The 20668-nt window shown below is 45.5% G+C and carries 14 protein-coding genes; 7 read left to right on the top strand and 7 right to left on the bottom strand.

The annotated features are described in order from the left end of the window. Nucleotides 1-243, bottom strand: a 243-nt coding sequence (locus B7982_RS13305) for an ORF6N domain-containing protein (RefSeq protein WP_144065971.1), incomplete at its 3' end; no start/stop codon positions are given. A 531-nt stretch (nucleotides 244-774) separates the two neighbouring features. Between B7982_RS13305 and B7982_RS13300 the strand changes: the two genes are divergently transcribed. The 3 genes from B7982_RS13300 to B7982_RS13290 all read left to right on the top strand — a co-directional run bounded on the left by B7982_RS13300 (nucleotide 775) and on the right by B7982_RS13290 (nucleotide 6016). After that, complete coding sequence (locus tag B7982_RS13300; protein ID WP_088661170.1) at nucleotides 775-3945, top strand: type ISP restriction/modification enzyme; 3171 nt, start codon at nucleotides 775-777, stop codon at nucleotides 3943-3945. A gap of 101 nt (nucleotides 3946-4046) precedes the next feature. Beyond that, on the top strand, nucleotides 4047-4289 hold the full coding sequence (locus tag B7982_RS13295; RefSeq protein WP_088661169.1) for a hypothetical protein: 243 nt from the start codon (nucleotides 4047-4049) through the stop codon (nucleotides 4287-4289). Further along, nucleotides 4280-6016, top strand: coding sequence for a toxin-antitoxin system YwqK family antitoxin (locus B7982_RS13290; RefSeq protein WP_088661168.1), 1737 nt, complete (start codon nucleotides 4280-4282; stop codon nucleotides 6014-6016). The genes B7982_RS13295 and B7982_RS13290 overlap by 10 nt, the downstream gene beginning before the upstream one ends. Before the next feature lie 9 nt (nucleotides 6017-6025). Here the strand turns inward: B7982_RS13290 and B7982_RS13285 are convergent, their stop codons facing one another. After that, nucleotides 6026-6514 (bottom strand): hypothetical protein, encoded by a 489-nt coding sequence (locus B7982_RS13285; RefSeq protein ID WP_088661167.1) that lies wholly within the window; start codon nucleotides 6512-6514, stop codon nucleotides 6026-6028. 611 nt (nucleotides 6515-7125) lie between these two features. Between B7982_RS13285 and B7982_RS13280 the strand changes: the two genes are divergently transcribed. The 3 genes from B7982_RS13280 (at nucleotide 7126) to B7982_RS13270 (ending at nucleotide 13458) form a co-directional block, all read left to right on the top strand. Continuing rightward, nucleotides 7126-9882: a valine--tRNA ligase gene (locus B7982_RS13280; protein ID WP_233138561.1), complete on the top strand. Its 2757-nt coding sequence runs from the start codon at nucleotides 7126-7128 to the stop codon at nucleotides 9880-9882. Between the two features lie 106 nt (nucleotides 9883-9988). After that, entirely contained in the window at nucleotides 9989-11542 is a 1554-nt protein-coding gene (locus tag B7982_RS13275; protein ID WP_088661165.1) for a hypothetical protein, read from the top strand. A gap of 341 nt (nucleotides 11543-11883) precedes the next feature. Then, nucleotides 11884-13458 carry a hypothetical protein gene (locus B7982_RS13270; protein ID WP_088661164.1) on the top strand — a complete coding sequence of 525 codons (1575 nt, stop codon included), beginning with the start codon at nucleotides 11884-11886 and terminating at the stop codon, nucleotides 13456-13458. A gap of 111 nt (nucleotides 13459-13569) precedes the next feature. On the opposite strand, the gene B7982_RS13265 is transcribed toward B7982_RS13270, so the two are convergent. Then, complete coding sequence (locus B7982_RS13265) at nucleotides 13570-15045, bottom strand: amidophosphoribosyltransferase (RefSeq protein ID WP_088661163.1); 1476 nt, start codon at nucleotides 15043-15045, stop codon at nucleotides 13570-13572. 223 nt (nucleotides 15046-15268) lie between these two features. Between B7982_RS13265 and B7982_RS13260 the strand changes: the two genes are divergently transcribed. Beyond that, nucleotides 15269-16018 carry an MBL fold metallo-hydrolase gene (locus B7982_RS13260; protein ID WP_088661162.1) on the top strand — a complete coding sequence of 250 codons (750 nt, stop codon included), beginning with the start codon at nucleotides 15269-15271 and terminating at the stop codon, nucleotides 16016-16018. Between the two features lie 53 nt (nucleotides 16019-16071). Here B7982_RS13260 and B7982_RS13255 read toward each other — a convergent pair whose 3' ends face one another. From B7982_RS13255 to B7982_RS13240, 4 genes are all read right to left on the bottom strand, one after another. Further along, complete coding sequence (locus tag B7982_RS13255; RefSeq protein ID WP_088661161.1) at nucleotides 16072-17496, bottom strand: hypothetical protein; 1425 nt, start codon at nucleotides 17494-17496, stop codon at nucleotides 16072-16074. A 131-nt stretch (nucleotides 17497-17627) separates the two neighbouring features. After that, nucleotides 17628-18791 carry a glycosyltransferase gene (locus B7982_RS13250; RefSeq protein WP_088661160.1) on the bottom strand — a complete coding sequence of 388 codons (1164 nt, stop codon included), beginning with the start codon at nucleotides 18789-18791 and terminating at the stop codon, nucleotides 17628-17630. Between the two features lie 9 nt (nucleotides 18792-18800). Further along, on the bottom strand, nucleotides 18801-19817 hold the full coding sequence (locus B7982_RS13245; RefSeq protein ID WP_233138560.1) for a hypothetical protein: 1017 nt from the start codon (nucleotides 19815-19817) through the stop codon (nucleotides 18801-18803). A gap of 8 nt (nucleotides 19818-19825) precedes the next feature. Next, nucleotides 19826-20629: a glycosyltransferase family 32 protein gene (locus tag B7982_RS13240; protein WP_088661158.1), complete on the bottom strand. Its 804-nt coding sequence runs from the start codon at nucleotides 20627-20629 to the stop codon at nucleotides 19826-19828. Nucleotides 20630-20668: the final 39 nt, after the last annotated feature.

The following is a 20668-nucleotide window of genomic DNA, read 5'->3' as shown; positions in this document are numbered from 1 at the left end:
CGGTAAAATGCATGATGCGTCCTCTAGTTGTGTCCAACTATTCGTCCGCATCCCCTTTTTTGACCTTGAAAGTTCTTCAATTTCGCTGTTTGATAACTGAAAGCGAAAATCCTCGTCAAATTTTTCAATATTATTCTTAACCTGTCGATTGAAAGCTTTAGTGCTATACCCATAAATCTCAGCCAAATCGGCATCAAGCATTACCTTAAGCCCACGAATCGTATAGATTCGCGACTTGAGCATATTCTCATCAATCAGGGAAAATTCAGACTTTGCCGAAACATCAACTTCGCCAACACTTGTGGCAGCGGCAATAACTTTTTTCATTTTTCACTCCTTTGCAGAACAAGCTAAAAATCCGCAAATACAAATTCTACGATTGCAAAATACACAAATGTTCACTATTTGTCAAGAGGTAGAATATTTTTAAACCGAAAGTTGATTTTTCACGTCATTGCAATCGTAGCGAAGCAATCTCTATTCCGCATATTTATATATTTCATTAAGACATAGCCCTGCACCTTGTGGTGTAGGGCGCATAGAAATTTGAGATTCGTCTCTTATTCTTTGACGCAGAAATTCACCACTTCAAAAGTCAACATAAGAATAAGACGAACGCTCACGTCCCATTTGGGGCGTGGGCCGTTTGTGCTTATTTGTTGACTGGGTTGTGGTGACCCACTGCGTCAGTAAGTGCTCACGGTTCCACGCCTTTTTCATTTGGTGGACTTCGCGGTACGGGTTAGAAACGGCTCTCGCAACGCTGGAGCCGCCATGACTGATTTAGATAAAAGCAAGTTTCAATTCGTCGCTCAGTATATCGATGATGTATCTAAACAGTTTGCTACAGGCAAAGCTACAGAACACAGCTATCGCCCTGCGTTGGCTAAACTGCTTAGCGATTTACTCCCGGATCATACGGTCACAAACGAACCAACCCGCATCAAGTGCGGAGCTCCGGATTACATTATCGCAAAAGGGAGTGGTGCAACTTCAATCCCCGTTGCTTTTGTAGAAGCTAAGGATGTAGGCGATAGTGACTTGAACGGAAATCGCCAGCACAAGGAACAGTTCAACCGCTATAAGAATTCGCTAGACCACATTCTCTTTACGGACTATCTTGATTTTCATCGGTACGAAAATGGCGAGTTTTCCAGTAGCGTTCGTATTGCAGAAATCAAAGGGAATAAAATTGAACTAATAGAAGCTAATGTTCCGATGTTTTTGGAGATGGTTGCATCTTTTGCTGATGCCCAACCTCAGAAAATTACGAGTTCTACAAAACTAGCTCAGATGATGGCGGCAAAGGCTAAACTTCTTGCAGAAGTGATTGAAAAAACTCTTGTTGCTGATTCTGAAAAAACGGGGGAATTGGCAGGACAGTGGAAATCTTTTCAGAGAGTTTTGATTCATGATTTGACCGAACGCAAATTTGCAGATATTTACGCGCAGACGATTTGCTATGGAATGTTTGCAGCTAGGCTTCACGATGATACTCCTGAAACATTTAGCCGTCAAGAAGCGGCGACGTTAATTCCTAAGACGAATCCATTTTTGCGTAAAGTTTTCCAGAATGTGGCCGCCTTCGATGTGGATACAAGTATTGCGTGGATTGTAGATGACCTTGCAGAAACATTTCGTGTGACGGATATGTCGAAGGTCATGAAAAACTTCGGAAAGACGACAGGTCAAGCTGACCCGATGATTCACTTTTACGAAGATTTTCTGCACTATTACGACCCTAAGCAGAAAAAATCTTGCGGCGTTTATTACACGCCTGAACCTGTTGTACATTTTATCGTCAATGCTGTCGATGAAATTTTGAAGTCTCGGTTTCATTTGAGTGACGGGCTTGCTGACACGAGTAAAGTGACGGTTCGCCAAACTTCGAACCTCTATACGGACAATCGCACTAAAGACCACAAGAGGTACGAAAACCGTGAATACCATAAAGTTCAGATTCTAGACCCGGCAACGGGTACGGGAACATTCCTTGCTGAGGTGGTGCATAAAATTTATTCCAGCATGGAAAATCAAAAGGGCGCATGGCAAAATTATGTCGAAGAACATTTGCTCCCTCGTCTGAATGGTTTTGAATTTATGATGGCTCCGTATGCAGTTGCTCACTTAAAGTTGGATATGGTGCTTGCACAGACTGGCTATAAGGCTAAACAAGATAAGCGTCTTCGCATATTCCTTACAAATTCTCTTGAAGAATGTGACCACGATACAGGAACGTTGTTTGCTCAGTGGCTCGCTCAAGAAGCTAATGAGGCGAACCTTGTCAAACGCGACACACCTGTAATGGTGATGATGGGGAATCCTCCGTATAGCGTAAGTAGTAGCAATAAAAGTGCGTGGATTCTGAATCTTTTAAATGATTATAAGAAAAATCTGAATGAGAAAAAGCTTAATCTAGATGACGATTATATCAAGTTTATTCGTCTTGGGCATTACTATGTAGAAAAAAATGGGGAAGGGATTCTTGCATATATTTCAAACAATAGTTTCATTGATGGAATAACGCATCGTCAAATGCGAAAAGCGTTGATGGAAAATTTTGATGAAATTTACATTCTGAATTTGCATGGTGATACACGAAAAAATGAAGTTGCATCTGATGGCGGTAAAGACGAAAACGTCTTTGATATCATGCAAGGCGTAAGCATAAACATTTTTATTAAGAAAAAACAGAACGTCACCCCAAACGATTCATCTTGTCATTCCCGGCTTGACCGGGAATCTCCCTCTTCGTTAGCTAAACTATTCCATTACGAACTCTTCGGCAAACGTTTTGAAAAATACGCATTTCTTGCTAAAACATCGTTTAGCGATATTCCTTGGTATGAACTCACTCCGCAAGCACCACAGTATTTCTTTGTACCTAAAGATTTTTCAGTGCAGGAAGAATATGAAAAGGGATTCAAAGTTGACGATTTGATGAAAGTCCGAAATTCTGGTGTAAAAACTGATAGAGATTTGTTGTTTTATGATTGTGATAAAGACTGTCTTATAGAAAGAATAAGTAGTCTTTTGTCAGGAAAACAATTAGAAAAGAATTTTATAGAGCTATATAATGTTGTTGATTCCTCCTCTTATAAAATTACAGACAAAATTAAATGCTGTAAATTTGATAATTCTAAGATTCAAAAAGCAGAGTATAGAGTATTAGATTTCTATTACATCTATTATGATGAAAAATTGGTATCACGAGCTGCATTTAATGTAATGCAACACCTGCGTAAAGCGAATGTAGCTTTGGTTGTTCCGAGACAATGTTCTAGCGATTGGAAATATGTTTTTTGCACAAATACAATCGGAGATCATAACTTGATTGCAAGTGCGGGGAAACTTGGTGCAGGAGATTTATTCCCTCTCTACCTCTACCCAACAGAAGGTGAGAAAAATCTTGGCGAAATTCGCAAACCCAACCTAGACGAAAAAATTTGGAGTAAAATCGACAAGAACGTTAAACTCAAAACAACTCCAGAACAAGTCTTTGATTACATCTATGGAGTTCTCCATACACCAAGCTATCGCGAAAAATACAAAGAATTCTTGAAAATAGATTTTCCGCGTATTCCGTATCCCGAAAATAACGATGAATTCGAACGCATCATTGCTATCGGTAACAAACTCCGCAAATTGCATCTGATGGAAGAAATTCCACCGCAGGCAACATCCTTCGACATCGAAGGCGACAACATCGTAACAGAAGTGCGTTTTGAAACAGAAAAAGTCTATATTAACAAAACGCAGTATTTTGCAAACGTTCCTGAATTAGCCTGGAATTTCTACATCGGTGGCTACCAACCCGCCCAAAAGTGGCTCAAAGATCGCAAAAACCGCACCCTGACCTACGACGACATCTCGCACTACCGCAAAATCATCGCCATCCTTATCGAAACACACAAATTGATGCAAAAACTCGACGAAAAACCTTAAAATGCCTTGATTTTAGGCAAAAATGAACTTTTTTCTGTCAAAGGACAGATTTTGACATTCTGCGAGGGTATATTAATATAAAGCCGAAAGGAGTCCGAAAAATGATCCCCTTTTTCAAACATAAAGGAACTTTAGCAGCTTTAGATGAAGTTGAAAAAAACAAAATTGTTGATATATCTAGGTTTCCCAAAGGTGTTGTTGAAGATTTAAAGGGATATGATAAAGCAGTATATTTCTTCTATGGTCACCATCCATTCGTATTTGTAGATAATACAAAAGGTCAAAACAAAAGCGGTCAAGTACGCCACAAAAATAAAACGCGCAAAAAGAAAAAATGCCTATAGAGACCATATACCATAGGAATGGCGAAATTCGCGAACTACGCCCCATTGAAAAAGGAATAATCAATGGCGTTGTCAAGCGTTATTCTGAAAAAGGATTTCTTGCAAGTGAAATTCCTTATGTGGATGGTCTTATGAATGGCGTGAAAAAGCGCTACTTTCCTGATGGTACGATTAAGGCTGAAATTCCGTATACTGACGGATTGATTCATGGGTTGAAAAAAAGATATAACAAGCATGGAATATTATTTGAATCTATTCAGTATGATCATGGTAATTATGTAGAAAGAAGCTATTATGATTCCTATTTTGCATCTGGGCTTACAGAAGCGGAACGCTTAAGTGAAATACAAAGGGAAAAAATCCGTAAGACTGCAAATTCTGTATTTTTGAACGAATCAGAATCTTATTTTGCATTGGACGAAACATTTCTAAGCTTTAATCCCTCTAAAATTATAACGGACGATGTTCCGGAGCCAGAGGGAAAAGTTTTAGAAAGACCTAAGGAAAAAAGAATCGTCGATCCGAAAGTTGAAGCTTTTACACATCCCGTAGAAAATGGAAGATTCCTAAAAGAACGAATTGACCGTGGCGTTATTGTCGGTGATTCTAATTTCACGAGCGAAACTGTCACATCCTTTGAAATCACGTATTTCAAGGGGATAAATCAGGAAATGACAGCAACTACATCCAAACGTCCTATTAAAGAAAATCCAATCACTGTTTGGATTGAAAAAGGCGATGGGGTGGAATTCAAAACTCGCGTATGGATAAGGAACGGCAAGTGGTTTGGCTGCTTTATAACATCTAAAAACATTAGTTGGGAATACTACATGTGGGTTCTGTTCCAAAAAATCAATATTTTGGAATGGAAATCCGATAGCGGAATAGACGCAAACCCTGGCGAGTATGGTTTAATTCGTATCTATACTCAGAAACTTGAAAAAAGTTTTTCTTGGACAAGTCAAAAGCCTGAAAATTGGGACGAATTTCTGACTTTCTTCAATCGGTTCTTCGGAAAAAATACCAGAACTTCTTTTGAAGAGGGCTTCTTCCTCGCAAAAGAACAAGAATCTTTTCTCGATAATGGCGGTACAATAAAGGATTTTTGTGGTGCTAAATATAATCTACAGAATCTTCAAAAGCCTGATGATATCTTCTATCCTAAAGACACTAAGCCTTGCAAGTGTCCTTGCTGCGGTGGAGATACGAATTATAGAGATTATCAAAATCTTTCAAAAAGATTTTGTTATAAATGCTATAACAAAGCATGTGAGAAATTTCCTTTACCCAATGGCGTTGAATTGGCAGATGTCGTTTCATTTGTTAAAATCGAATTTGCTACGGATCAACTGTTTTCAGAAAATACAACAGGATTCGTATTAACGATTTCAAAAAAGAAAGATATTCTACTCAAATATGCCAATCTAAAGCAGGGCAAATTAGAAAAGAAGTCTTATATAATAAGCAATGATGATTGGCGAGAATTCCTTGAAATTCTATTTAACAAAGCTTTTTGCCATGAGTGGGCTCAGGCGTACGAAAAACATTTATCTCACATGTATGATGGGCGTTGTGATAATTGGGGATTTCTTAAAGTATGTTTCAAAAATTTCCATTTAGGATACAGAAAAATATTGTCCCGTTGGTCTGGTAAAGAGCCACCTTATTGGGCGATTGCTTTTGATGGCGTACAGGAACTTATTGAAAAGATTACTTGTACACCGTAATATTGAAATTTATTTGTAATCGTGCAAAACTATTGCAGATTGCCAGGTTGGTTTCATGTTTAGATATTCGTCGTCGTTATATACGGTTTTTGCGTGGTATGAAAGGTCTTTCTTTCTAATCGCAGGTAAAGAGCCTAATATTGGAATACTTCCATTATGACAGCGCAAACCGAATACATAATCATTTTCATTTTCTAGAATTCCAACAATTTTGAAACTATTAATCCGCTTGTAAATGATTTTGATAGCTTTGATCAAGTTGTCGGTCACGATGCGAGATTTTTTGTGATAACTAGCGTATATTTCGTAATTTGTTATTTCAATTTCTCCCTTTCCCTGATTCGATTGATAAAATTCTCTAAAAATTTCAGTAGGGACAGGCTCATTGTCTGTTACGGTTACAAAATAGTCATCGATCCTCTTATTTATCGAACTTTTCCTAGCATAAGAATATGCGATTACAAAAATGAAAACGCCTTTTTGCTGTTTTATTTCCATATGGCATACGTCCTGACTATTAAGAACAATCTTCTTTAAAATATATATTGTTGAAGTCAATTCGTATGGTTTACTATGGATCTCAATACAACTTTACCCTTCATTCTCGGTAATCCTCGCAATTCCATTTACATTCAGAGGTGCTGATGGCTAAAGAAATGGAATTTTTCAGGAAGCCTTGCAAAATGCTTTTGATGACTTAGACAAACTACTTACGTAGAAAGCCCGGGGCGTTGCGGGGCGCGGCGATTGTGCGCCCGCTCGAAGGGGTGATGGAAGACGCGTAGCGGCTGCAATCAGGGGACAACTGTATAAGGCGAGCGTTGCGACAGATTGCTAGCAAGCTGTCATAACCGAGCCGAACAGTTGAGACTTGAGCGTAGCGAAAGTCTAACGCTTTCCCCCTCCTACCCTATTTTCCAAGACTTTACTAGATCCTGCTCCTACGAACCTAATTCAACTAAGGCTCTAAAGAGCGAAGTTTCATATATCGACTTCGGCGCATTGCGCCTACGCTCAGGATGACGCGATTAGCGCATTTCCCGCTGCATTTCACTTCCTACTTCCTACCACCTACTTCCTACTTTTACTAAATTTGGCGCATTATGGAAATGGAAACTCGTTATAATCCGAAAATTGTAGAAGACCGTTGGCACGCCCAATGGGAAAAGAATAATGATTTTGCCCCGAGCGGAAAGGGCGAACCGTTCTCCGTCGTCATTCCGCCTCCGAACGTTACGGGCGCTTTGCACCTCGGCCACGCTCTGAACGACACGCTGCAGGACATTCTCGTCCGCTATCGCCGTAAGACTGGTCGCGACACGCTCTGGATTCCGGGCACGGACCACGCCGGCATTGCCACGCAGGCTGTCGTCGAAAAGAGACTTTTCCAGGACGAACACAAGACTCGCCACGACATTGGCCGCGACGCCCTCGTGGAACGCATTTGGAAGTGGAAGGACGAATACGAAGCCCGCATCACGAAGCAGCTCAAGAGCCTCGGCGTCAGCTGCGACTGGAGCCGTCAGCGCTTCACGCTCGACCCGGTTTGCGCAAAGGCTGTCCGCCACGCATTCTTCAACCTTTTCAAGAAGGGTCTTATCTACCGCGGCAAGCGTCTCGTGAACTGGGACACCAAGCTCCAGACGGCTGTGGCAGACGATGAAATTTATTACGAAACTGTGAAGGGTCACTTCTGGACATTCAAGTATCCTCTCGCCGACGGTTCGGGATTCATCCCGGTTTCAACGACTCGTCCGGAAACGATCATGGGCGATACGGCTCTTGCTGTGCACCCGAACGACGAACGCTACAAGCAGTTCATCGGCAAGATGCTCAAGGTTCCGTTCGTGAACCGCGAAATTCCGGTGATTGCAGACGCTATCCTCGTCGATATGGAATTCGGTACGGGTTCCGTGAAGGTGACTCCGGCTCATGACCCGAACGACTACGCTACGGGCCTCCGCCACAAGCTCCCGATGATCAACATCATGAACGACGACGGCAGCTTGAACGAAAACGCCGGTCCGTTCCAGGGCATGAAGGGTCAGGCCGCACGCGACGCTGTGGTGAAGGGTCTCGAAGACTTGGGCCTCCTCATCAAGGTCGAAGACCACGAAATGCAGGTGGGTCACTCCGACCGTTCCAAGACTGTGATTGAACCGTACTTGAGCGACCAGTGGTTCGTGAAGATGGACGTCCTCGCCGACAACGCCATGAAGGCTGTCACGAGCGGCGAAATCAAGATCATTCCGGAACGCTATGCAAACAAGTACCTCGACTGGCTCAAGGAAAAGCGCGACTGGTGCATCAGCCGTCAGCTCTGGTGGGGCCACCGCATTCCTATTTGGCACGCCGACGAAACGACGACCGAAGAGGACTTGAACAAGGCATTCGCAGGCCGTAACGACATTTACTACTACAAGGCACAGAACGGCATCTGGCTCATCTGCTCCGAAGAAGAAAACTTGAAGGAAGATGCTGTTGCCGGTCACAAGATTGTGCAGGAAGAAGACGTGCTCGACACGTGGTTCTCCAGTGGTCTCTGGCCGCACTCCACGATGGGCTGGCCGGAACAGACGGACACGCTCAAGAAGTACTACCCGACTTCTGTGCTTGTGACGAGCCGCGACATCATTACGCTCTGGGTCGCCCGCATGGTGCTCTTCAGCCAGGAAAACATGGGCACGGTTCCGTTCCACACGGTGTACATCCACCCGAAGATTTTGGACGGCAATGGCATGACCATGAGCAAGTCCAAGGGCAATGGCGTGGACCCGATGGATATCGAAAAGAAGTACGGCACGGACGCTCTCCGTTTCGTGATGGCAAGCCTCTGCACCGACAACCAGGACGTTCGTCTCCCGGTGAAGAAGGAAAAGCAGGAAGATGGTTCTGTCATCAACACGAGCGAAAAGTTCGAAATTGGTCGTAATTTCTCGAACAAGCTTTGGAACGCTTGCCGCTTCTTGTTCCCGCACTTGGAACAGGCTGGCGCACTTTCCAAGGACATGCTCCCGATGGATTCTTCGATCTTCGCACTCGAAGACCGCTGGATTCTCTCTCGCTTGAACTCCACCATCCAGGACGCAACGAAGATGCTCGAAGAGTTCCACTTTGCTGAACTCGCCGGTTTCCTCTACCGCTTTGTCTGGGACGATGTCTGCTCTAGCTACTTGGAAATCAAGAAGGCCGTGATCAACAGCGAAACGCTCACCGCCGAAAAGAAGAACGCTATGGCTATCCTCAGCCACGTGCTCCGCGGCGTGATTGACCTGTTGCATCCGGTGATGCCGTTCATTACGGAAGAACTGAACGCAACGCTCTTCCCGGGTTCTGAACGCGTGATCAACAGTGCATGGCCGAAGGCTGACACGAGCCTCATCGACGCCAAGATCGAAGCAGCTTTCAACCAGGCATTCGCCGTCGTGGAAAGCGTGCGTGGCGTGCGCGGTCGCTACAACGTAAGCCCGGCGACCAAGCTCAAGGCTGTCGTGAGCGTCGATACCGCCGAAACCGAAGCAAGCGTGAAGGATTGCCAGGCCATCATCACCGAACTCGGTGGACTTGAATCGTTCTCTGTAGCCGTGAAGGCCGCAAAGCCGAAGTTCAGCGCAAGCTCCGTGGTGCCGGGTGGCGAACTCTACATCCCGCTCGAAGGTATCCTTGACCCGGCTGCAGAAATCGCACGCCTCGAAAAGGAAATCGAAAAGGCCAAATCATTCGCCGCTTCTATCGAAAAGAAGCTCTCCAACGAGAAGTTCGTCAATGGAGCTCCGGAAGCTGTCGTGAACGCCGAACGCACCAAGCTCGCAACGCAAAGAGAAATTATCGCCAAGGACGAAGCAGCCCTGAAGGATCTGCGCTAATAGCGACAATCAAGAATGTCAAAAGAGGTGTTCCTAACGGAGCACCTCTTTTATTTTGTCCTATTTCACTCCAAATAACTTATATTTAAAAATGGAGGAAAAAAAAATGCATTTGAAGAGATGTGGATTAACGCTGTCAGCAATCGCTGCAGCATCTTTTATGGTTTCTGCGTGTAGCGATTCCAACCCGGGTGCGCCTATTGAAGTTTCGTCAAGCAGCGAAGCTCTCTCTAGTTCGCAGATTCCACAATCAAGTTCTACGCAATCGAGCTCTAGCGCACAATTGCCCGCCACACAGTCCAAAGAGGCAATTTGCGGCGACATGTGGTGTGCTCGGAGAGACAGAGAATCACGCGTCAACACCGGTTTCGATGCAGGTTTCCAAACATCCGGTTATTGGTTTGAAAGAACCGACGAAGGATATCAAGACGAAGGCTCTCAAATCACCTGGAATGGCTTTACCAGACTAGACTGCGACTGGTCTGAAGATTGCTTTACGCGAATGATAAACCAATACGGAGGCATTAGCGTCACGCAAACGCTCAAAAAGCGAGACAAAGTCAGCAATTTATACGCAGGCATCGGATTTAACATTGCTGGCATTGACGAACTAGATAAGATTTATTCCGCTGACGTTTCCAACAAAGATGGCATTTGTGTCGTTTACACATCCGATTCGGACATTTCGCTCGAAATGCACATTGACGAAAATTCGAACACGTTTCTCGAACCCGATTTTCCTCGCGTAACGCTCCCGCCTGCAACCACGCCTGTCATGAAAGAATTCACTTGGAAAGACTTCAAGCAAGACGGCACGGGCAATATGAAAATCACCGGCGTAGATGCGGCCAAAAATCTTGTCTCGCTCATGTTTATGCTAAGAGGCAACCAAGACAAATCCAACCAATTGAACATCATGTCTATCGGTCGTTACGGGAGTTGCAGAACTTTACCAAATGTAGACTCCGTCGCGCAGCTATCTATAAACCCATTCCAAACTTGGCACGGATCTAGAGATTTCGAAATCAAAACCGGTTACGACAACGGGAGTAAAACATCGGGTATATGGTTCAGCATTTTCGATGACCAGCAAAATGGCACTTCATCAATAACCTGGCCGATAGACCCACCTTATGACAACTTCAGCGAAGACTCCTTTGACAGTTGGAGAATGGAGCTTATAGAAGAATGTAAGGGAATTTGCGCGGAATACTATCTTAACAAATTCCAATTCCCTGACGAAAAAGAGCCATTTGTAGGAATTGGCATCATTATAGCTGGAGAAGAAATCGATCCCGAGAGCAATATATCCTACCTGACAACAGTAGATGCAACAAACATGGGCGGGGTTTGCGTTTCGTACACATCCGACAACGACATGTATATACAAATGGGACTCGGCGATAAAAAAGACGAAGAACTGAATTACGCGTTGCCAATCGTTTCGGTTCCTGCAAGCAAAGAAGTCAACACGGTGTACGTGAAATGGTCGCAATTCCAGCAGCCCTCATGGTACGATGGAGACAAAAAGATTACAGGAGCAGAAGCCGCAAAATCACTAGCCGCAGTTCATTTCCTAGCGCACGGTAAAAGTGGTTCTGCAGGCAAGCTCAACATCATGTCTATCGGCCCGTACAACAGAGGCTATTGCTACCCATAAACGACACTATTCAACTTGAAAACAGGCGCTCCGCATGGGGCGCTTTTTTTGCGTTTTTCAGTGTCATATTTATGAAAGCAAAAAATTACATTCAAAAATTAGCCCATAAAAAGCGTATCATAAAGAACAAAATAAGCATCATTTTCTGTATTATATAAAGCAAAAGCTATTACCATACAACATTTTCAACGTATAATGAAAAATTTTTACTTTGTATTATCCAACTATACATTAAAACAAATAAAGTAATAAAACAAGCATTTATTCAAAAAACGGGTTATCTTTTTCAAATTATTTTATTTATGTTTGTTAACATCCTAGAACAATCAAGGAGGAAGATCATGAGATACAACAAGTTCCACAAGAAATCAATCTTAACGGCAGCGGCAGCATCTATGCTTTTTGTCGGCTGCGGTTACCTCGACGACCTCATCCCGCCAGATCACGAGCCAAAGAGCTCTTCTAGCAACTTTGGCATTTCATCTTCAGCATACCATCCGTATGGCCCATTCGAGACCTGGTACGGTTACGAAGGTTATCCGCAAATTCAGACCGGATTCGGCAACGACACAGAGACATACGGCTACTGGTATGAATACGCCGACGATCTCGACGGCGGACGTTCCAAAATTCTTTGGCCGACATACAAAGGCAACGAGTATAGCGAAGATGCAATGGATCCGATCATCGAGCTTTGCAACGGCGTTTGCGGAACTTACAGCCTTAACAAAGGTTCTTTGACTTACAATCCGTTTGTCGGCCTCGGTTTCCACCTCGTCGGCGAAAAGAACATTTTCGACGGAACCCCAGATGTCGCAGACGCATCTAGCATGGGTGGCGTTTGCGTCTCATACGCCTCCGAAATGGCCGTTTCTCTCGAAATGGGTCTCAGTGAAGAAGCCGAAGCAGAAATCGGTTACGCCGTTCCTGCAGTCACTCTTCCCAAGAGCGCCACGGGCATAACAAAGTATATCGCCTGGTCCGACTTCAAGCAGCCCAGTTGGTATAAGGGCGCAACCAAGATGCCAGGCGAAGCAGCGGCCAAGCAGTTGGCATCGCTCAGATTCAAGTTCCAGGGCACCAGCGGCACCCTCGGCCGTTTCAACATAGCTGCAGTCGGTCCGTACGATGGTTGCGGAGCAGCCAAGTTCCCCATTTACTTGCCCACAACGACGCAACCGGATCCGGTTGACCCTGACCCAATCATTCCAGATCCGATCAATCCGCCATCGACAACAAATAGTTTCGAAACCTGGTTTGGCACCAACAGCGAATACCAAATTCAAACCGGCTACGATAACGGCACCACAACGTCTGGCTACTGGTTCAGCTACGGTGATGACGTCGATGGTGGCGCATCTGTAGTCGTTTGGCCTGTTGAACGCGGGAACGAATACAGCGATGACGCCTTGGATCCAGTTATTGACTATTGCGGCGGTCTCTGTGGCACGGCCGTTCTCTCCAAGGGAACAATGACGTTCAATCCGTATGTTGGCGTTGGTTTTGGTTTGGCCGGTGAATCGGACTACGGCGACCTCGAACCGGCCGATGCCGCAGGCATGGGTGGTGTATGCATCTCGTACACCTCTGATATTGCCCCAGCCCTCGAAATGAGCCTCGGCGAAGAAATGGACGCTGCGATCGGTTACGCATTACCGATGGCAACACTCCCGAAGAGCACCGTTGGCACGACAAAGTTCATCAAATGGGCCGACTTCAAACAGCCCTCTTGGTACAAGGGAGCCACCAAGATCACTGGCGAACAGGCATCCAGAATGCTCACCTCCCTCAAATTCAAGATGCAGGGGACTCCGGGGTCATACAAATTCAACATTCAGGCCGTTGGTCCGTATAACGGAGGCACGTGCAGTAACAACTTCACAGCGCTTCCCAACAACAAGAAGAAACGTCACTAAAAAGTCCCATAGACATCTCCTGATATAAAAAAATCCGGCCTCGTAAGAGGTCGGATTTTCAATTTCAAAGAACTTGAAATGGGGATTCCCGCTCGGAGGCGGGAATGACAACTACTTGTCTTCTTCCTTTTCCTTGTCGTGGCAATGGCACGGGCAATGATAGCAGTCACCCGTTTCGGCGTAGTCCTTGCCAGTCCAGCAGTAAGTGCAAAGGTCTTCTTCCGGGAGGCCGATAGCCTGGATCAAGTCGTCAATGCGCTGGAACGCAAGCGACGTGAGGTTCAGCTTCTTGCGGATGTATTCGACCATGTCCTTGTACGGCTGGCCATTCGGATCGGTGTACTTGTCGAGATCGGCGTTTTCACCTTCCTGGTCGCGAATGTAACGGCGCGTGATGAGGTCGTATTCATTCTTGGAGCGTGAGAAGTTGATGAACTTGCACGGATAAACGAGCGGCGGGCAAGCGATACGCATATGCGTTTCCTTGCAGCCCATCGAATAAAGTTTTGCAGCCTGCTTGCCGAGCTGAGTTCCGCGAACGATGGAGTCATCGCAGAAAACGAGGCGACGGTCCTTGATGAGACCCGGAATCGGAATGAGCTTCATCGAGGCAACGTGTTCGCGCTGGCGCTGGTCCTGCGGCATAAACGAACGTGCCCAAGTCGGCGTGTACTTCACGAACGGACGGGCAAACTTGATGCCGGCTTCGTGTGCATAACCCAAAGCGTGAGAAGTACCGGAGTCCGGAATACCGCAAGCGGCATCGGCTTCGGTCGGGGTGCGCTTCGCAAGAGCGGAACCGCAACGGTAACGGGTCATTTCCACGTTACGACCTTCGTAACTGGAGGCCGGGTAACCGTAATACACCCAGAGGAACGAACAAATTGCCATCTTCTTGCGCGGAGGAACAAGCACCGTTTCGCCATCCGGTGTGAGCTCGACCACTTCACCCGGACCAAGATCACGGACGTATTCGTAACCGAGGTTCGGAAGAGCGCAGCTTTCTTGCAAGGCAATCATGGCGCCATCCTTCTTACCAAGGATTACAGCCGTACGGCCCCACTTGTCGCGGCAGGCATAAAAACGCCCCGCACTATCCATAATCAGCACGGAGCAACTTCCCTTCACCTTGTCCTGAACATACTTGAGACCGTCAATAATTGAATCCTGCGTAGCGATAAGCGCTGAAACAACTTCGGTCGGACCGACCATGCCACTCGTTGTAGAGAACTGGAGCTGCATGCAGTTGTTGCGGAAAAGTTCGTTCTTAATATCTTCAATGTTCGTGATGAGACCAACGGTCACAATCGCGAACGTTCCCAGCTTGGAGGTCATGACGAGCGGCTGCGGGTCCGTGTCAGAGATGACGCCTAAGCCAACCTTGCCGGAAAAATGTGTTAAATCGTGTTCAAACTTACTGCGGAACGGAGTGTTCTGGATGTTGTGAATCGAGCGATGGAAAACTCCATCCGATTTCAAAACAGCCATACCGCCGCGGTGAGTGCCAAGGTGAGAATGGTAGTCGGTTCCGTAAAAGAGATCGCAAACGCAATCTTCTTTGGAAATAACACCACAAAAGCCGCCCATATAAGACTCCTGGATAGAAAAGGATTTTCCACGCACAAAAATAGAAATCTTAAGCAATATTCAAGCCCTAAAATGCGAAAAATTTTATTTCAACCGCCGAGCGAGCCCCGCAAATGGCCATTTTTTTTGCTTACACCCCAAATTGGAGTAATGCCCCATTTTGATTTGGGACCTTTTGAGTATATATTGGTATAAAAGCATACATTTTCAGAAGGGGAAGCATATGGAAATTAAAGCCGTACGCATGTTTGACCATGGTTTCATGAACCAAGCGTTTGCCTTTGGCGGTGAAGAAGGCAAGGACAAGTTCGACGAACAGATTATCTACCGCAGCAGCCTGCAAAACTTTCTTATCGACACCGGGAGCGAAGTCATCCTCGTCGATACAGGGTTCGTCAACGACTTTGAAGCGCCCGAAAAGAAACTCGGCGCACCGCTTTACATGGGTGAAAAGTTAAAGGACTACACCAAAGCCTTTGCGGAACTCGGCTACAGGCCCGACCAGGTCACGAAAATCCTCATCACGCACAAGCACCCGGACCATTCAGCGGCCATCCAGTACTTCAAAAACGCGATGGTGTTCGTCTCGCCCGAAGATGCCGACGCCATGAAACTCGAAGGTCCGCACATCGTGCGTTGTACATACAAGGACGGGCCTTACCACAACTTCCCGAAATGCGAAAAAATCGCAAACGGAATCTATTTCATTGAAGCGAAGGGACACACCAAAGGCAACAGCATCATCGTCGTCGAAAACGACGGACTCTTCTACATGATGCACGGCGATGTGACCTACTGCGATGCAGCCCTCAAGGCAAACAAATTAAGCATCGTTTTTGAAGACATCATTGCCGCCCGCGAAACGCTCGACCGTGTCCGCGAATTCATCGCCAACAACCCGACCGTTTACCTCTCGACGCATTGCCCCGAAGGCTATGAAAATCTCGAGATGAAGCGCGTGATGAAGCTATAGAAAAATCCACAGTCTCACACTTGTCATCCCGGCCTCCGAGCCGGGATCCTTTTTTACAAATCCCCCGATTCTGGGCCGTATTTGATTGTACCATCGCGGCGGATGATGAGGTAGTTACAATAGCCATCACGAAGTGAATTCTTTTTTGAGTCGAACCCTTCACATCGTTCTATGCGAGGTTCAACACTATAAGTCCTTCCAAACCGATTTCTTTTGAAATTTTCAATATTGAAGAACTCTTCCATATTTGGAACAAACGCAAATGTAACGAGCACATCACCATTATCGCTTAACCAAAATTCATACTGAGGCAAATCATTATCTCGATACCGTATCGTGGCCACATACTCGCCATTCATTCCAACATCTCTCCAAATTTTTTCTCTTGAAGCAAGTTCTACACGAGCATCGATTAAATCTTCACGTTCAATGGCAACATCCTGATAATTCATCAAAGGACTTTTATAATTCAACCATTTTTCAAACGACGGATTTTTACGAATGGCGATAAGAGTTCTTAAAAACAACTTAATAGACTCCACCGGGTCTTTTTCAAACGTTTCATATTTGCGGAGTCTAAAGATTATTTCTTTAAATGGAGTTTTTCCTTTAGGCGATACATAAAAAACATAATGGTCATCCGATCCAAACCGATCATAATACCACATGCTTATCGCATTAATTTTAAAGAAATCTTCAAATTTTTTAAACCTCGGATCTATCCTAGATTCTTCAAGATATTCTTCCATACCTTTATCATCTAACACTTGGCGTAAGCTATCTAAAACTTTGTAATAATCGACAAACGGAGAATTTCCTTCTTGATAGAGTTTCGGACTCAGCAAATCTGGTTCAGCATTCATTCTTTTGGAATTATGTTGCATTACAGGTTTTGTACCACGACCACCTACAAGCATTCCTTCATATATTATTTTCCGAGGTTCAGAAACAACCCTACCTTCCTTTACATAGCTGCTATAACCCGATTCACATTCAAATTTAATGGTATCGCTAACAAAATCTGCAAACAATGGTTCGCTCTTTTGATTTTTGAAAATTCGTTTTTTTGCAGATGTATTCAAAACAATTTCCTGCGGGGGAATACTCACCGAAACAACTCTTTGGTCATCACTCTTTGTATATAAAGAACGCGAGCAAGCATTTATCTTCACGCTATCTAAATAAAGCGATGAATCTCGAAAACGCCAAAAAGCAGTATAACCGCCACCATTTTCAGGACCAAAATAAGCAAATATCGGGCGATTACCAAGCACTGTACAAGCATTTATCGGTCTAAATGGCCACTCCGCATAATGTTTGGCGACAAACTCGTTAAGCGGATGCGTTAAAATACTGCACATTTTACCATTGAAATAAACATGATCCGACCCGCCTTCTTTATACACCCACAAAGGAATCTGATGTGCAAGCACTACACACGCAAACGCAACAACCAAGAAACAGATTTTCTTTATCATAATTACAAATTATAATAAAATGCTCATGCAAGAGCATGTACAAAATGTATATGGAGATGCCCGCATCCTTCGACTTCGCTCAGGACAGGCTCTAGCGGGCATGACAGAATCGGAGCTATCACTCCTAATAATTATTCACCGAGGACAAAGGCGACGGCTTTTTCGAGGTCTTCTTGTTGGCGTTTATGCACTTCACCGTATCGGGCAAGGCCGCGGGATGCGTACATGGCATAGATATCCGAATCCAGCAATTGAATCATGCGGTTCTTGATTTCGCTCACGGAATACGGGTCAAAGTAAAGTGCCGCATTTTCGCAGACTTCGGGCACAGACGTCGTACCGCTTGCAGCAACTGGCACGCCATAACGCATCGACTGCACTGGCGGATAGCCAAAGCCTTCGTTCAAACTCGGGAAAATAAACGCATACGCGTTCTTGTGCAAAAATTCGAGTTCCTTCGATTCCACGTAGCCGAGGAACACAAACGCATCCTTGTTGCGGATATGTTTGCGGTAAACCTTGACGTTTGTCGCCCCCGTAATCACGAGTTTCATATCGAATTCATGATTCGTCGAACGCATCATCGTCACGAGTTCGTCGAACGCCTTGACCGCACGCAGGTTATTCTTTTCCCAGCGGGCACCGCTCGTGAGCAAGAAATACTTTTTCGTTTTCACCGTCGGCGGCAAGAATCCTTCCGGTTCGTAATCCAGCATTGGGCTATAGAAAACTGGAATTTCTTTGTCAAGAAGCTCCGGGAAAAACGACTTAATAGAAGCGCGGCTGTGTTCGCTCACGGTAATGCATTCGGCACGGCCATCGGCAATGCGGGCCGCCAAATCGCGATACTTGGGCGCATAGAAATACTTTTTCCAACTGTCGCGATAACGTACAAGCGCTTCGAGCTTTTGTGCAAGTTTTTTCGCAAAGCCAACGCCTTGCCAGCTATACTGCATTTCGAGAGCGCGCACTCCATGCCACGTGAACACAAAACGCTTCACCTGAATTTGCCATTTGCCTTCCAGCGAATAAAGCGGCGTGTAAAACGCATCAATCGCATTTTCGTCGATAATCTGCTGCGGAGTCTTTTCGGCAATGTCAAAAAGCGGGATGCCACATTTTTCGCAAGCCGCAATAATATCCGGGGCCAAATACTTTCGGCTATCATAGACGCAACTGAACTTTGCGCCACGTTTCACAAGCGCCCAGAATATCACTTCGCCATAGCTGCCGCCACCGTGAAATTTTGCACTGTGAATCGGCTGCACCGCCACGAGATTAAAAAGCAAATTCATAAACGTCCCCTAGAAAAGCTTGCCCAAGATTTCCAAAGGCTTCACGAGAAAAGGCACATTCTTGTACAGCCAGGCGAGCGACTTCGCAAACGCATAGCTACGAATAATGTAAGCGCCCGCAGCACCAACTTTGTTCGTCTGGTACATGAAAGCGTCCTTCGCGTGGGCAATCACGTCATCGTAATACTCGTTGATGTGAATGGACTTGTCCGCGTTTACCGTCACGGGGAGGTTCTTCAAGTTCGTATAAAAGTCCTTGCGCAAAATTTTCGGCAAAAAGATGTTCATCGATTCCGGCACCTTGCGGCCACGCGTATCGATAATGCGCGAACCGAAGAAATGCAGCACTTTCGCCGTCGGCAAAAAGCGATTGCCGTAAGCCAGCTGGCAGTTCCAGCCGCCATCCATCTTTTTCGTCACGTAACCGAACTTGTAGTTCGTCTCAGCAAGCGAAGCCATGTCATACGGGAAATTTTTCGAAACGCAGTAAAGCCAAAGTTCATGCCAAGTCTTGAAGAACTCGCGAGCTTCCGGCGTATCGGCGGCAAACATCACGCCCCCGTTGAAAATCTCATCGTTGAGGATTGGCGAAAAGCCCATCATCTTCGCGTTGTTCAAGACCTTCTTGCGGTTAATTGCCTTCGAAAGATTCGTGTGGAAGTCGAGTACCGCGTAAATGCCACCGCGCCATTCGTCCGGAATCGAGAGGTCATCGACAATCGCGATGTCCGAATCCATGTACAAGAAGTCGCCATCGACCACATTACGCATCACCGTCTTGAGGTAACGAGAACGAAGCATCGGCGTGAACTTTTCATCAAGCGTGAGTACCTTGAGTTCATCGACAGCGTCCTTCAAGACCGCACGCTGCCCCGTCAGAGTTTCGGCCGTTTTGTCGTCCGTCAAAAGCGTCACGAACGCATTCGGGTTATGGACGCGCAGCGAAGCAATCGCCACAAGCGTCTGCTCGCAGAAAAAGTCCTTCGGGGAACTCGTCAACACAAAAAGATATTTCACAGAAGGCATAGTCATCCTTAAAGCTCAATCGGTTTCTTGTTTTCGTATGCGGCAAGGCGGCTTTCCATCGTGCCACGCGGTGCATTTCGGAGGAAGTTCTTGATGCGTTGCCAAAGCGGGCGCCAGCTGCCGTTCGTCACGTGAATCGCAAAAGGTTTCGTCTTTGATTCGTTCAAGCTCGGCAAAAACACATCGCCCGGATAAATCGTCATTCCCTCAGAAAGTTTCTGCAATTCATTTTTATAAACAAAACCAAATTGCTGTGCCGTATGCGCATAAACAAACGGAGAAATATTCTGGATATTCAATTCACCATTCGGCAAAATGAACTTCTGGTTTTCGTAGTATTCCATGCACTTCTTAAGGAACGGATGCCCCGCCTCGCCACCGAAAATGGCCGCCTGCAAAGCAAGCCCCGGGAGCGCAATCTGGTTCGGGTCCTTCTTGGTTCCGTCCTCGTTCAAGTACTGCCAAGACTTGTTTTTCTTGAAGTGCGATGTAAACTCTATATTCGTGAAATAGCGATTGTCCAGGAACGGATCAAAGCTCTGGTACATGTAAACATCGCTATCCAAATAGATTCCGCCCTCGCTATAGACGGCATAAAGGCGAATGTAGTCGCTTGCGAAAGCCCACTTAGAAAGCGAAACCGCCTCGCGCACAAACGGGACCGAATCGATAATCTTCTGGCATTTTGCCATATCCCAGTGGACAATTTCGTAATCAGGGCAATGACGTTTCCAGCTATTCAAGCACAACTGAGGAAGTTGCGGCAGCGGGTCATTGGAAAGCCAAATATAGTGCAACTTTTTAGGAATCATAAAAATAATGTAGAAAATTACTACTGTTCGGCCACTCCA

It is taken from the genome of Fibrobacter sp. UWB2 (assembly GCF_002210425.1).
In the GTDB taxonomy this organism is placed as follows: Bacteria; Fibrobacterota; Fibrobacteria; order Fibrobacterales; family Fibrobacteraceae; genus Fibrobacter; species Fibrobacter elongatus.
The sequence above is the reverse complement of the archived record's forward strand: the minus strand, read 5'-3'. Positions and strand labels throughout refer to the sequence as shown.